Source organism: uncultured Ligilactobacillus sp. (assembly GCF_948826705.1).
Classification (GTDB): Bacteria; Bacillota; Bacilli; order Lactobacillales; family Lactobacillaceae; genus Ligilactobacillus.
The window spans coordinates 20,122-34,833 of record NZ_CAQLEL010000114.1 but is presented as its reverse complement, the minus strand read 5'-3'; the positions used below and the strand labels follow the sequence as shown (position 1 = coordinate 34,833).

At 39.9% G+C, this 14,712-nt stretch carries 14 protein-coding genes; 11 read left to right on the top strand and 3 right to left on the bottom strand.

Annotation, left to right across the window (positions count from 1 at the left end; genetic code table 11):
- The first annotated feature begins 1 nt into the window (after position 1).
- Positions 2-607 (top strand): YitT family protein, encoded by a 606-nt coding sequence (locus Q9Q35_RS08205; protein ID WP_304652930.1) that lies wholly within the window; start codon positions 2-4, stop codon positions 605-607.
- Positions 608-626: 19 nt separating this feature from the next.
- Here the strand turns inward: Q9Q35_RS08205 and Q9Q35_RS08200 are convergent, their stop codons facing one another.
- Positions 627-1,463: an AraC family transcriptional regulator gene (locus Q9Q35_RS08200; RefSeq protein WP_304652929.1), complete on the bottom strand. Its 837-nt coding sequence runs from the start codon at positions 1,461-1,463 to the stop codon at positions 627-629.
- 38 nt (positions 1,464-1,501) lie between these two features.
- Complete coding sequence (locus Q9Q35_RS08195; protein WP_304652928.1) at positions 1,502-1,939, bottom strand: Rrf2 family transcriptional regulator; 438 nt, start codon at positions 1,937-1,939, stop codon at positions 1,502-1,504.
- 143 nt (positions 1,940-2,082) lie between these two features.
- Between Q9Q35_RS08195 and Q9Q35_RS08190 the strand changes: the two genes are divergently transcribed.
- The 9 genes from Q9Q35_RS08190 (at position 2,083) to Q9Q35_RS08150 (ending at position 12,940) form a co-directional block, all read left to right on the top strand.
- Positions 2,083-2,274, top strand: coding sequence for a DUF6007 family protein (locus Q9Q35_RS08190; RefSeq protein ID WP_304652927.1), 192 nt, complete (start codon positions 2,083-2,085; stop codon positions 2,272-2,274).
- Between the two features lie 105 nt (positions 2,275-2,379).
- Positions 2,380-3,711 (top strand): M20/M25/M40 family metallo-hydrolase, encoded by a 1,332-nt coding sequence (locus tag Q9Q35_RS08185; protein ID WP_304652926.1) that lies wholly within the window; start codon positions 2,380-2,382, stop codon positions 3,709-3,711.
- 132 nt (positions 3,712-3,843) lie between these two features.
- Complete coding sequence (locus Q9Q35_RS08180) at positions 3,844-5,538, top strand: oleate hydratase (RefSeq protein WP_304652925.1); 1,695 nt, start codon at positions 3,844-3,846, stop codon at positions 5,536-5,538.
- Between the two features lie 414 nt (positions 5,539-5,952).
- Positions 5,953-8,634, top strand: coding sequence for a sigma 54-interacting transcriptional regulator (locus Q9Q35_RS08175; protein ID WP_304652924.1), 2,682 nt, complete (start codon positions 5,953-5,955; stop codon positions 8,632-8,634).
- Between the two features lie 122 nt (positions 8,635-8,756).
- Positions 8,757-9,065 carry a PTS sugar transporter subunit IIB gene (locus tag Q9Q35_RS08170; protein ID WP_304652923.1) on the top strand — a complete coding sequence of 103 codons (309 nt, stop codon included), beginning with the start codon at positions 8,757-8,759 and terminating at the stop codon, positions 9,063-9,065.
- 11 nt (positions 9,066-9,076) lie between these two features.
- Entirely contained in the window at positions 9,077-9,406 is a 330-nt protein-coding gene (locus tag Q9Q35_RS08165) for a PTS lactose/cellobiose transporter subunit IIA (RefSeq protein WP_304652922.1), read from the top strand.
- Positions 9,403-10,539, top strand: a complete 1,137-nt coding sequence (eis, locus tag Q9Q35_RS08160; RefSeq protein WP_304652921.1) for an enhanced intracellular survival protein Eis — start codon at positions 9,403-9,405, stop codon at positions 10,537-10,539. The genes Q9Q35_RS08165 and eis overlap by 4 nt, the downstream gene beginning before the upstream one ends.
- A 33-nt stretch (positions 10,540-10,572) precedes the next feature.
- Positions 10,573-11,835 (top strand): PTS sugar transporter subunit IIC, encoded by a 1,263-nt coding sequence (locus Q9Q35_RS08155; RefSeq protein ID WP_304652920.1) that lies wholly within the window; start codon positions 10,573-10,575, stop codon positions 11,833-11,835.
- A gap of 16 nt (positions 11,836-11,851) precedes the next feature.
- Positions 11,852-12,940 carry a DUF871 domain-containing protein gene (locus Q9Q35_RS08150; protein ID WP_304652919.1) on the top strand — a complete coding sequence of 363 codons (1,089 nt, stop codon included), beginning with the start codon at positions 11,852-11,854 and terminating at the stop codon, positions 12,938-12,940.
- 177 nt (positions 12,941-13,117) lie between these two features.
- Here the strand turns inward: Q9Q35_RS08150 and Q9Q35_RS08145 are convergent, their stop codons facing one another.
- Positions 13,118-13,714: a tyrosine-type recombinase/integrase gene (locus Q9Q35_RS08145; RefSeq protein ID WP_304652918.1), complete on the bottom strand. Its 597-nt coding sequence runs from the start codon at positions 13,712-13,714 to the stop codon at positions 13,118-13,120.
- A 121-nt stretch (positions 13,715-13,835) separates the two neighbouring features.
- Here Q9Q35_RS08145 and Q9Q35_RS08140 point away from each other — a divergent pair, with 121 nt between their 5' ends.
- Positions 13,836-14,711 (top strand): restriction endonuclease, encoded by an 876-nt coding sequence (locus Q9Q35_RS08140; protein ID WP_304652917.1) that lies wholly within the window; start codon positions 13,836-13,838, stop codon positions 14,709-14,711.
- The last annotated feature ends 1 nt before the right edge of the window (position 14,712 follow it).

Here is a 14,712-nt window from a genome sequence, read left to right as displayed (position 1 = left end):
TATGTTAAAAGAACGAAAAAAGAGTTTGATGGCAGTTAGTGGTGTGATCTTATGCGGCCTTTGTGTTGGTATATTGCAAAAAGCTGATCTAGGGCTTGATCCATTCAGTTGCTTTGTGACTGGGATCGCCAATATCTTTGATAGTAGCTATGGTAGTTTTTACTTGGTGGTAACATTGTTGCTGTTATTAGTGGGAGCAAAGATCAAAAAAAGTTACTTTGGTCTTACTACATTAGCTAACTTATTACTGACAGGCTTTATCGCAGATTTTGCAGTAGCTATGTTGGATCATTTGTTCATTGAGCCTACGTATCTTGTGAGGGTGGTCTTGTTATCAGTAGGATTGATACTGATGTGTTTAGCTGCTTCGTTATATTTTACAGCGGATCTAGGTGTTTCTGCTTATGATGCGTTAGCGTTGATCTTAACTAATGAGTATCGATTGGCATCGTTTAAGTGGTGTCGGATATTTACCGATGGGTCATGTGTTGTGATCGGTGTATTATTAGACGCTACAGTGGGGATCGGTACACTACTGACAGCCTTTTTCATGGGGCCTTTGATCCAATTATTCAACGTAAAGATCTCACGCCCACTATTGGGATAAATAAAGAGAGTTAATAGTCTTAACTAGACATTAACTCTCTTTGTTGTTGTTTGAAATTACTTGGTGTTAGACCATAAGTTTGTTTGAAAGCACGTGTCAGTGAATCAGGACGTTCATAGCCACAAGCTTGGGCGATCTGTAGTAATGAAAGATCAGTTGATTCGATGAGATGGCGTGCTTGCGTTATTCGATAATTTTTTAGATACGCTTGGATCGTCATGCCAGTTGCACGCTTGAACCTTTTTCCTAAGTAGCTACGATCAAGTCCGATCTGGTCAGCTAAAAAATTTGCTGAGACTTGTGGGAAACTTTGTGATATCAAATAGATGGCTTGTTCAACGTATGGATCCAACGTATGTGTCGGTATTTTAGAAATAACAGTCTTAGCAGTGGAAATAATACTCAAATATTCTAAGAGATAACTGAGATCTAGCAATTTTTGCGTGTTTGAAGTTTCTTTTTGTGTAAGCAAAAGATTGCTCAAAGTGAGCAAGCGTTTAGCATTAGGCAAGCTAAAGATCGGATCATGTTGATTTATCGGAAGCTGTTGCATCAGTTGATCAGCGAAACTTCCTGCAAATCCGATCCAAATATAAGACCAGGGTGTATTTTTATCGGCGATGTAGGTAGTCTCTTGACCAGGCTCGATCAAAAAACCTTGCCCGGCGTGTAAGCGATAAGTCAGCTGTTCAGTTTGAAAAGTACCTAAACCAGCTAAGATATAATGAATGAGATAGTAATTTCTGACTGCAGGACCGTATTTATGGGAGCTCAAAGTATCCGAACGTCCAACGCTCAACAGGCGTAATTGATCATTTTTTGGAGGGATAAAATTCATTGTTACTGCTTTTTCCATATGAACACCTACTAAAAAGTTACTATGATCAGCTATAGTCAAATATCAGGGAGATATCTTTTTGCATCATCCAAGACTTGAGCTAAGGTGATCTTCTTTAATTCATTTTCCATTGCTTGTTGAACACGAAGCAATTTGTCATCTAAGATATTATGGATATTTTTACCTACAGGACAAGCGGGATTTGGTGAATCGTGGAAGCTAAATAAAGCTCCATTTTTAACACTATCGACCGCTTGATAGACGTCAAATAAGCTGAGTTGCTCGTATGGTTTGGTGATCGATGCCCCACCTTGTCCGCGCTTGACTGTGATGAGATCAGCTTTTTTGAGCTGGGATAAGATATTGCGGATGATCACAGGGTTGACCTGGATACTTTTGGCTAAAACATCACTAGTTACTTTTTCTTTTGGACTAGCAGTAGCGATATAAGTCAAGATGTGCATAGCGATCGTAAAACGGCTTGAGATCTGCATGAATATCACCTCTTTAAATATAACTTCAATATAGTCAACTATACTTTGTGGGAGTTGTGATGTCAATGGTTACAACATTACAGTCAATAATTATGTTATAATAAGATTAGAATTGGATGCGTTATCACGATGAGGAGAAAACTATGAAAACTGAAAATGATATCTTATATAATGTGATCGGTTATATCATTTGTGATCTATTTTTGTTTTGGTATTTACCTAATGATACCTGGCTTGAGATCGGGATAAACATAGTTATAATAGTTGTGGCGATGTTTGGTGTATATGCGATCTTAGATGTTATTTTAAAATGCCTGCGAGGTAGGGAAAATTAAGTGAGCTAGGTGCTTGTCAGAAGCGCCTTTTTTGATTGACAACGAAAAATATATTAAATATACTTTAGAAAAAAATGAAATGATCTTCTAAAGGAAGTGAGTAACATGAAAGAAAATTTACGTGAATTTGCGTTAAAACATTTGCCTGACTATTTTGAGCTGTTGCGTTTGCGTTCGATCTCAGCTCAGCAAAGAGATATTCCTGAGACGGCAGAGTATCTGGTGAAAATTTTTAACGAGTTAGGGGCAACTCGAGTGGAGAAATTAGGGAGCACAGAGCACGCACCAGCTATTTTTGCTGAATTTGCTGGTAATGATCCGACAAAAACGATCTTGTTTTATCAGCACTATGATGTTCAGCCACCAGAGCCTTTGGAAAAATGGGAAAGTGATCCTTTTGAACCGACGATCAGAGATGAAAAACTTTATGCCAGAGGAGCTTCCGATAATAAAGGAGAGCTCATTTCACGTCTAGTTTTAGTGGAGTATTTTAAAGCAAACGGTGGTCTGCCTGTCAATGTGAAGTTTTTTGTCGAAGGTGAAGAAGAGATCGGCAGTCCGCATGTAGCGCAGATAGTTCAGGAAAATAGAGAAAAATTAGCTGCTGATGCTTGTATCTGGGAAGGCGGTGGTAAAAACTACGTCGACAATTACCAGATCGTCGGTGGGATGCGAGGGATCACCGTCTTTGATGTTGAAACGACAACAGCTGATATCGATCTACATTCATCGTTAGCTTCATATGCAGAAAATGCTGCTTGGCGCTTAGTTCGTGGCTTAGCTACTTTACGTGATGATACCGGCAAAGTTTTAGTCGAAGGCTTTTATGATGATGTCGAACCGTTGAGCAAGGCAGAAGAAGAAGCGGTTTTTGCCTATGATTTTGACTTAGATGTGGCGATCAGTCGGGCAGGTTTGAGGCGGACCGTCAAAGCTGAGCACAAATTAGCTTTAGTCAATGAACCAACGATGACGATCAATGGTTTGACCGCTGGCTACCAAGGTAAGGGTGTCAAAACGGTAATCCCTCATATGGCTTCGGCAAAATTAGATTGTCGATTGACGCCTTCACAAGATCCTAAAAAGATCGCACAGTTGATCCAAGTACATTTAGATAAAAATGGCTTTTCTGATCTGAAAGTCAAATATCGTTTAGGTGAAAATGGCTATCGTTCACCGATGAGCGATCCATTCATCCAATTAGTCCTTGCTAAGGCCAAAGAGTACTATGGAAAACAGACCAAATATCTCCCCAATTCAGCTGGTGGTGGTCCAGCTGAGGTCTTTGGTAATGAACTGAATTTGCCGATCGTGATCTTAGGGGTCTCTTATGCCGGAAGCCAAGTGCACAGTCCCAATGAGCATATTCGGCTCCAAGATTTTGGGGATGGAACTCAACTTTTAGGGGATATTTTGGTAGAATTTGGTAAAAATTAAATTATTTTTTGAGCTAAATGGTTTATTTGCGACAAAATAAGATTTTTGTCGCTTTTTTAAGTGTCTTTATCTGTATTTTTGTCTCAAGAGAACTATAATGGAGGTGAAATTTGATAGATGGGGTGATAGGATATGTTAAAAAGTAAAGCAGTTATGGTCGGTGCTGGGATCGCAAATATGGCAGCGGCTGTTTATTTGATCCAAGAAGGACATTGGAAAGGCGAAGACATTACCTTCTATGCCCTCGATCTACATGGAGCAAATGATGGTGCAGCAGCTTCTGTTGCCGCCGAACAATATTGGAATAAGAACCATCCAATGGAAAACACCAAAGGCTATGTTGCACGTGGTGGTCGGATGTTGAATTATCGGACGTATGTTGATCTGATGGATCTGTTAGATCGGATCCCTTCAGTAACAGAGCCTGGTATGACGGCGGCTGAAGATACGCGTGATTTTGATAGCAAGCACCGAACATTTGATAAAGCACGGTTGATGCAAGGTGGTAAAGGGATCATTGATGGTCACAAACTAGGCCTGAATAATTTAGACCGCATGCTGTTGACCCGTTTGATCATGTTGCCTGATGATAAGGAAGAAGAATTGGACAATGTTTCGATCGCAGAATACTTTAAAGATGATCCACATATGTTCCAAACGAATTTCTGGTACATGTGGGAAACGACATTTGCCTTTCGTGTCGAATCATCGGCACAAGAATTACGGCGTTATATGCACCAAATGATCTATGAATTTACTCAGATCGAACACTTAGTTGGGGTCAATCGGACACGCTATAATCAATTTGAAAGCATCATGTTGCCTTTGATCAAGTACCTCGAAGGACAAGGATGCAAGTTTGTAATGAACAGTCGGGTCGAAGCTTTTGATTTCAAAGAGACTTCGATGCAAGATGAGATCACTGTTACTGGTTTAGAGATCTTAGATACAGCTACAAACGAAAAGAAGCATGTTGCGATCGATAGTGATACAGCTGTCTTCTTTACAAATGGATCGATCACTGATTCAGCAAGTCTAGGTGACTTCAACACGCCAGCACCAGAAAATATGGACTATGGTGCAGCTTCATCATTGTGGAAACAAGCAACTGAGCATTTTTATAACTTAGGTAATCCAGATAAGTTCTTTGCTGATCGTAATGCTTCTGAGTGGGTCAGTTTTACTTTAACGACTAAAGATCACTTATTATTAAATGAGATCACCCGGATCACGACCCAATTACCAGGGAATGCGCTCAATTCATTTCTATCGACTGAACCGATCACACCTCTAGGACAAGAAGACGTCAACATGTCGATCGTCGTTCATCACCAACCACACTTCACGACGCAAAAACCAAACGAAACTGTTTTGTGGGGCTATTTCCTCTATCCAAGACGGAGAGGTGAATTTGTCGATAAGCAATATATCAAGATGACTGGTAAAGAGATGTTGCAAGAATTGCTCGGGCAACTTTCTAAAGTCGATCCCGGTCCTGTCAATATCAAAGAAAAAGAAGCAGCGATCATGGATAGTGTGGTAAATTGTATCCCAGTTTATATGCCATATGCTTCTGCTTTGTTCAATAATCGGGCTAAGAGCGATCGGCCAGAAGTCATCCCAGAACATTCGACAAATCTGGCCTTTACGGGTGAATTTGTGGAACAACCATATCAGATGGTCTTTACTGAACAAAGTGCTGTTCGTTCCGGTGAGATCGCCGCTTTCCACTTTGCGGGCGTACCGATGAGCAAATTGGTCAAAACACCACGTTATGATAAAGATCCACGTGTCTTGATGCGGGCAGCTAAACGGATGTTTGAATAAGCTTAGCGCCTAGTAAATAATAAAAGAGCACCATGATGAAGATACATCAGGGTGCTCTTTTTTGCTCTGCATATGGCATGGACTGTATTTCAAAAAGTCGGGATCATTGTAGCACTAGCATTTTTAATGGTTTTATCCGTTAGTGTGATGTTAGACGTTTTTTGGCTGAAGCGATCGGCGATTATGCTATATCCATTGCGCTGGATCTTGGATAGAAGAAATACTGGATCTATTTATAAAAAAGATAAGATATTTAGGTAAATTAGTGCAATATAAAAAACAGAAAATATATTACGTAAATAAATTTAAAATCGTAGCCAATGTGGTTACGACTGTTGTTTAAGCCTATTTGCTAGTAATTCAAAAAGAAAAGGGTTACAATATAATTGATCTAGACCAATAGGAGGCGTGTTTTTGAGATCTAGAAAAGAAGAAGTATTAGAAATATTAATTAAAAACCATAATAAATTTACCGCAAAAGAATTGGCGGATGAATTACAGATCGATCGGACCAATGTCAGTCGTTATCTCAATGAGTTGACCAAAGAAGGCGTGGTCCAAAAAATTGACGGTCGTCCCGTAAAGTTTCAAAGTACAACGGTAGTGGTCAAAAAACATATTGATTTTGATAACTTGATCGGTCGCAAAGATTCGTTAAAGAGTCAGATCCAAAAGGCTAAGGCGGCTATCTTATATCCGCCGCGAGGATTGCATACTCTTATTTTTGGTGAGACGGGGACTGGCAAGACGATGTTTGCGGAATGTATGTATCGTTTTGCGCTCACGGCACAGGTATTAACTAAAGATGCTCCGTTTATCACATTTAACTGTGCTGACTATGCGCAGAATCCACAATTACTTTACGGACATATTTTCGGGGTCAAGCGTGGAGCCTTTACGGGTGCTGAAGAGACACGCAAGGGTTTGTTAGAGCAGGCTGATGGCGGGATCTTATTTTTAGATGAGATCCACCGCTTACCCCCCGAAGGTCAAGAGATGTTGTTCACCTTTATCGATAAGGGGACTTTTCGGTCGTTAGGTGATGAGAAAGAAAAACAAGCGTCAGTTCAGATCATTGGAGCAACGACAGAGACCAGCTCGCTTTTTTTGAAGACCTTCAATCGTCGGATCCCGATGCAGATCGAATTACCTGCTTTAGCTGAGCGCTCACTTGATGAACGACTAGCGATCATCAAGGAATTTTTACAGCAAGAAGCCAATCGTTTAGTCCAAGAGATCACGATCGATCGGCGCAGTCTATTGGCGTTTTTGTTGTATCGAGCTGAGGGTAATATCGGACAGTTGAAACGTGATCTAAAATTAGTCTGTGCGAAAGCTTTCTTGCACTACCAGACAAGTGATACGAGTGAAAAACTAGCGATCACAGAAGATGATCTTCCGTTGATCGTACAAAAGGGGCTTTTACGTCTCGCTGAAGTTCGTGAAAAGGTCTTGCCACTTTTAGATAATAAGCAATTGGCCTTGACATTACGCCCTGGAAAACAAGAGGTAGTCTGGGAACAAGATCCTAATCAAAATATGGAAGTCTATGATTCGATCACCTATAAGTTAGAAAAATTGAGTCGTGAAAATCTATCTGAGATCGATCTAGGTGAATTGATCGCTAAAGATGTCGAGCGCTATTTTGAGACTTATATTGAAGAATTAGCCCACACCAATGTTTACCGTGAGATAATCTCAGATGATCTTTGGAACTTAGTCAATGAACTTTATGATCTAGCTGCTAAGAAGCTAAAGCGAAAATATGATGAAAAAGAGCGGTTCACCTTTGCGTTACACCTCAATTCGACGATCGAGCGCATTTTGAATGGGCGGTTTATCTCGCATCCTAATCTTAATGATGTCCGACGTAACTATTCCAAAGAATTTCAGCTTGCGATCGAATTTTCTGCGCGGATCGAAGAAGCTTATGATATCACGATGCCATTAGATGAGATCGGTTTTATCACGCTGTTTTTGACTAATGATAATACTATAAATGCGACTCCTACAGCTGATCAAGTGGAAGTCTTTGTGGTGATGCATGGGCGTTCCACTGCTTCTAGTATGCTCGAAACAGTCCAAGAACTTCTAGGAACGACTAAAGGCAAGGCGTTTAACATGCCGTTGACATTAAAAAGTGAAGCAATGTATCGCCAGATCAAAAAATATATTCAAGCAGACCAAGCTAGATTTTCAGCAGGGGTCATTTTGTTGACCGATATGGGGTCTCCCAATGATTTTGGTAAATTGGTCGAACATGAATTGGGAGTTCGAACAAAAGTGATCTCGATGACAAGCACGATGATCGTCTTGGAGAGTTTACGCTTAGCTATTCTAGGAAGATCGTTAGCTGAGATCTATAACAGTGTAACAGCAATGTTAAAAAATGTTGGACAACTAGAAGCTCCCCAGCTTAAAGCAAATAAAAAGAAAGCGATCATTGTGGCTTGCTTTACCGGTGAGGGTGTATCTAAGCGACTAAATGAGATCGTTTCACAAGTTGTTGATCTGAATGAATTTGAGGTCATTCAGCTACAGTCACTCGAGCGCGAAGGGTTTAAACAACGTATCGATCAGATCATGTTACACCAAGAGATCGTAGCGATCGTTGGGACGCTCAAGTTGGATTATCAAAATATTCCCTTTATCCCTGCTACCGATCTGTTTGAGCAGGGCAAGATCTTAGAATTTCAAAAACTTCTGGGAACTAAGATCAGTTTACAAGAGATGGCGACTTCATTGACTCAAGAATTTTCAAAAAATATAGATCCTAAGTTGCTTTTAGAGCTGAGTACTAAAGCGTTGCAAGCGCTGTGTCGCGATGAAGGGATCGTGATCGAAAATAATGCTTTACAGGCTTTGAGTTTGCATATCGCTTTTTTGGTCGACAAGTTAAAGAAAAATGAGCCACGCCCCTTATTTAAAGATGTCACATTTTATCGTCAAAAACAACGTCGATTATTTGAACAGGTAACTTCACACTTGAAAGTTTTGGAAGAGACTTTTGCTGTTTATTTTGATGAAAATGATATCGCATACATTGTAAAGACGATCGCAGATGATCGGCTCGATCTAAAGTTACACAGTGTGTAGATCTAAGTTTTTTGTGTGTAACGCAAAAAGCCTATCATATCGCGCTTTTTTAACATAAAAAGTTGGCACAGAAATTGCTATATATAAAGTGTACAGTAAAAAATTTATGAGAGGTGTTTAAAATGAAAAGAATCATGTTAGTTTGTGCAGCGGGAATGAGTACGAGTTTGTTAGTGACGAAGATGCAAGCAGCGGCAAAAGAAAAAGACCTGGAAGCTGAGATCTTTGCGGTTTCAGCTACTGAAGCTGACGAACGCTTAGCCGATACTAATGCCCCCGTTGATGTCTTATTGTTAGGACCACAAGTGCGGTATATGCAAAATGAATTTGAAAATAAATTAACGATCCCAGTTGCTGTTATCGACATGCGTGATTACGGGACGATGAATGGAGAAGCTGTTTTAAAGACTGCGCTTGGACTGATGGAATAGGGGGAGCATAGATGGAAATGCAATTAGAAACGCTGATGGGCTTGATCATTAATGCTGGCAATGCTAAAAGTGATGCGATGGAAGCGATCCAAGCAGCTAAGGCAAATGACTTTTCAAAAGCCAAAGAAAAATTAGCTGCAGCTGATCAAGCTTTATTAAAAGCACACCATTCACAAACAGAATTATTAAAAGATGAAGCTAGTGGTAAGGAGATGACGGTCACATTGCTTACGGTCCACAGCCAGGATCATTTGATGACAGCGATCACTTTTAATGATCTGGCCAAAGAGATCGTTGAAGTCTATCAGCATTTGGCAGCTAAAGAAGGTGATGGAAAGTGAAATTAGCGCGCGATCAAGCTACTTTGGCTAAGATCACAGCTTTGATCGAGTATGCTTTTCAAAAGAAACATTCACTCAATACTGATCCAGTGTTTTTGGCTCGGTATGAACATGCGGATGCCTATGGAGCGTACCAAGCTGATGAATTGGCAAATTTGGTCATGGCAAATCAGTTTGAGGTCCAGTGTTTTTCTAAAAGTCTCAAAATGGCAGGTGTGGGTTATGTGGCGAGCTATCCTGAGTATCGCGGTCAAGGTACGATCGCTAAGCTTATGGGTGAACTTTTGTGCGACCTATATGAAAATGGAGTAGCTATTTCTCAGCTGGCACCATTTTCAGAAAAATTTTATCGTCAGTTTGGCTATGAAAATACGAGCCAAAAGAAGAACTATCAGATCCCCGCAACTGCTTTTGCTCATTTCAAAAGTGAGCGCCAGGGTTTTGTCAAACGTGGAACTTGGCAGCAACTTGGAAAGTCGATCAAGGATATCTATCAAAGCTTGCTACCAGGACAAAGCGGGACCTTGATCCGTGAAAATTGGTGGTGGGAACGCTTGGCTGCATATTACCCCGATCGATTTTATGCGGTAGCATTTGACGATGAAAAAAGAGCTGTGGGTTATCTTATTTATCGTATGCAGGGGGAGACCCTAGTCTTAGATGAGCTGGCATATCAAAACGACTTTGCTGTGCGGAAATTGTTGACTTATGTAAAAGCGCATACATCGTCGTTTGAAAAGGTCATTTATTCTGGTCCAGTACAAGCACTACTTGAAAACTACTTTGGTGAGCAACAAGAACTTTTGACCACGCTAAGACCATATATGATGAGCAGGATCATCGATATCAAGCAAGTCTTGCAGGCTCTACCGTTACAGCAAAAAGTGATCGTTGAAGTGACAGAAGATAGCTATTGTCCATGGAACGTGGGAAGCTGGCTGATCGATCAAAGAACATGTCAAAAAGTCAAATGTACTGGTGATGTGCAGGGCTCGATACAGAGCCTGAGTGAGTTGCTGTTAGGGGGCTTGACCTTAGCTGAAGCTGTTTTTTTAGGAAAAGTAAATGTGACAAAGCAATTTGCCAGTGATCCTTTTCCTAAAGGGCAACAAAGTTTTTATGATTATTTTTAAAGCAATTATTAAAAGAAATGAGAGGGATTTCAGATGGATAAATTCATTAATTTCATGGAAAAACATTTCATTCCATATGCATCAAAGATCGGTAATCAAAGACATTTGATCGCGATCCGGGATGCGTTTACAGTTACGATGCCATTGATGATCTTGGGTGCTTTAGCGGTAATGATCAATAATTTACCGATCCCAGCATTCCAAAACTTCATGAAGAGCATTTTTGGTGGATCATGGACCGGTTTTGGAGCCGCTGTTTGGAACGGGACCTTTGGAGTCTTGTCAGTCTTTATCGCCTTTTTGGTCGCTTATAATTTGGCTAAGGGCTACGGCAAAGATCCGATCGGTGCTGGCGTTGTCTCAGTTGCATCATTTTTCACATTAGGTGCTGCTACAAGCGGGATGAACTCATCTGGTCTGTTTATCGCCTTGCTTGTCGGGATCGCTGTTGCTGAGATCTTTACCCGTTTAGTTGGTAATAAAAAATTGATCATCAAAATGCCTGATGGAGTACCACCGGCTGTTGCAACTTCATTTGCTTCACTCTTTCCAGCCATGATCACGATCGCACTCTTTGGATTGATCGCAGCGATCGTAGCTGCCTTTGGGGTAAAAGATATGTTTGCTGCTTTCTATGCAGCTGTTCAAGAACCATTTATGGGGTTGGCTAATTCTTATGGTTCAGCCTTGTTTATCGCTTTTATCACCCCATTCTTGTGGTTCTTTGGGCTACATGGTGCCAATATGATCGATCCTTTTATGCAAGCGATCAATGCGCCAGCGATCGCAGCCAACGCCGATGCCTTAGCTGCTGGGAAAACTGCACCTTATATCGTAAATAAACCTTTTATCGATTCATTTGTAAATATGGGTGGTACTGGGGTAACGATCGGGTTGATCATTGCGATCTATTTAGTTGGACGTAAAAATAAACCATACATGGTGGTCAATAACTTGGCTGCGGCACCAGGGATCTTTAATATCAATGAGCCTTTGATGTTTGGTTTGCCACTGGTCTTGAATCCGATCATGTTCATTCCATTTATTTTGACACCAATGGTCTGCGTTACAACAGCTTATTTTGCAACAAGTTTTGGTTGGGTCCCAGTGGCTACGGTAATGCCACCTTGGGTCACACCACCGATCATCGGCGGTTTCTTGGCAACACAAAGTTTTACGGGCGGTCTTTTGGCAGCGGTCAACTTGGTGATCGCAGTCTTGATCTATATGCCATTTGTATCATTAGCAACACGTCAAGAACAAAAGAAAGTCAAAGCAGCTGAAGCTAAAGCTTAAGAAAAGAGGCAAAAACTTGAAACGTGAAATCGGAATTTCGGTCTATCCAGACCACAGTGATCCTAAAAAAGACCGTGAATATATCAAAAAGGCCGCTGAATTAGGCTATACGCGGATCTTTATGAGTATGCTCGAAGTAAAGGATAAAGCAAAGGCCAGCCAAAAGTTCAGTGAGATCATAGGGTATGCTAAAGACAAGGGCTTTGAAGTGATCTTAGATATTGCGCCAGCGATCTTTGATAAATTAGGCATTTCATACGATGATCTGAGCTTTTTTGCCAAATTAGGTGCTGATGGGATCAGACTAGATGAAGGATTTGATGGCAATAAAGAAGCAATGCTGAGTTATAACCCTGAAGGTCTAGCGATCGAGTTGAATATGAGCAATAATGTAGCGTATTTGGAAAATATCTTGTCATATGAAGCTAATGAACCCTTTATTTATGGATGTCATAATTTCTATCCGCAGGAAGGTTCGGCTTTGCCATATGATTTCTTTGTCAGTTGCAGTCAACGTTTCAAGCGTCATGGGATCAAAACTGCAGCTTTTGTGACAAGCCAAAGTGCTAAAGTGGGGCCGTGGGATGTCAATGATGGATTACCTACGCTTGAGATGCACCGCCACTTACCACTTGATCTGCAAGCACGTCACATGTTTGCTACGGGTCTGATCGATGTGGTGATCATCGGTAATGCCTATGCTTCAGATGAAGAATTAGAAGCACTAGCAGCGATCGATCGGTATAAATTGAGTTTAGGGATCGAATTTGTCGCCAATGCAACTGAGCTTGAGAAAAAGATCGTGACTGATCCCAAGCATTTTCGCCGTGGAGATATCACTGCCCAAGCGATCCGCTCGACGATGGTGCGGGTAAAATACGCCGATGAGCCTAATCCTGCGCATGATAACATGAGAGAATTTCAAGTAGGTGATGTTGTAGTTGGAAATGATGGCTTTGGTAAATATAAAAATGAGTTGCAGATCGTTTTAGAACCACATCAAGATCCACGTAAGAATCTCGTAGGTAAGATCTTGCCAGAAGAATTGATATTACTTGATTTTGTCAAGCCTTGGACTAAATTTTGTTTTGTTCCCAAAAACTGAGCGTTTGAGGTGCAAGTGATCGATAAACTATGTGTGAAATAGCTGGGAAGTAATAAAAATTTAAAATATCTATAATATATTTATTGCCGTAGCTGATCTAGCTGCGGCTTTTTTAAAAAAGGCGTCATTTTCAACTTTTGACGCCTAATGATTCACCCCATATTATACATAATAAAGCTAGTCAAAATCAATTTTATCTAGGATGTTTTCACGGGTAGTTTGATCGATCCCTAGATAATGTAAAGTTGATTGTTGGCTACTATGATTTAATAATTGCATAACAAAACCGATATCAAAGTTAGTTTGTTGGTAGACAAAATACGCACCTGTTTTCCGCATTGTATGTGTACCTAAGTAATCGATACCTAAGAGATCGCCTGTTTTAGCCATGATCTTATAGTATTGTTTACGTGTCAAATGTTTGGCTGGGTCAGTAAAAGATGGGAAAAGCCAGACTGATTCGATCTGTTGGTCTTTTAACCAGAGGCGATAATCTTTAAGATCTTGTGTTACTGGCTTTAAATAAATAGTATTTGGCTTATTAGTTTTCTGATCATAGATATGAGTTCTCATCTTTACTTGTCCATTTTTGTTATAAACATCTGAATATTTTAGTGATAAAACATCACTTACTCGTAATAATGTAGCTTTACCTACTTGAAAAATAGTATAGTTACGACGCCCTGCTCGGAAATGCTCAAGTAGGGTCTTTTTTACTTGAGAAAGTACGATTTTATTTTTGATCGGTTGTACAGTATAGAATTTGTGTTCCATAGCTCAGTCCCCCTCATTCATAGGATTTAGATAGTTATCGTACCATTTTTATAACCATTAGTTGAAAATGACGCCTGTAATAAGTATTAAATGATGATCTAAAAGTGATGGAGGAACTTAAGTGGATGATTTTTATGAGAGAAATAGTATACGAGAAAAATTCCCGAAGATCTTAGATATTTTATTACTAGATAGAACTAGATCAACTACTAGATCTCATCAAAATATAATTTGGGCAAATAGTAATTATCGAAGTAAAGGTAAAGCATATTCTCAAACTTCTCAGATAAAATCGAGTCTAATAACGGGAAAAATGAAAGACGTTATTAGATCAAGAGCATTTAAATCAAAAGATATTCAAAAAGCTAGGACAAAGCAAAAGGCTGAGGTTTTTACACCTACTTGGGTGATCAAACAACAGATCGATGAAGTAAGTACTGCTCAGCGAGATGATCTAGATAGTCATATAAAAATAAAGTGGTTAGAAATAGCTTGTGGTGAAGCGCCTTATATCACTACTAGATATGATATGAAAACAGGAAAATTTATTGAAGTATCTAAACGAGTAGGTGTCTTAGATCGAAAACTGAAGATGGTAAATGAAAAGATAGCTGGATTTTTAGCTTGGCAAAATGCTGTTGAATTGGCATATAAAACGATTTATGGCTTTGAGTGGAATGGTGATTCATTGCTACTTGCTCGTGAAAATTTACTGTATACATATATCGAAAATTATGTATTTAAGTGGCAAGTTTATCCTGATGAAAAATCTCTTGAGAAGATAGCAGTCATTATCAGCTATAACATCTTTCAAATGGATGGTCTGAAATATATTATTCCACTTTCTGAAAAGAAAGAAAAAATTCACAGTGGTCAGCTATCATTATTCGATGATCCAGAGCCAACACAATGGATCATTAAAAAAGGGATCAGGGTAAAAGTTATGAACTGGGAAAAAAATAAAATGGAATTTTTTGATAAAGGGATCGGTGAATAAG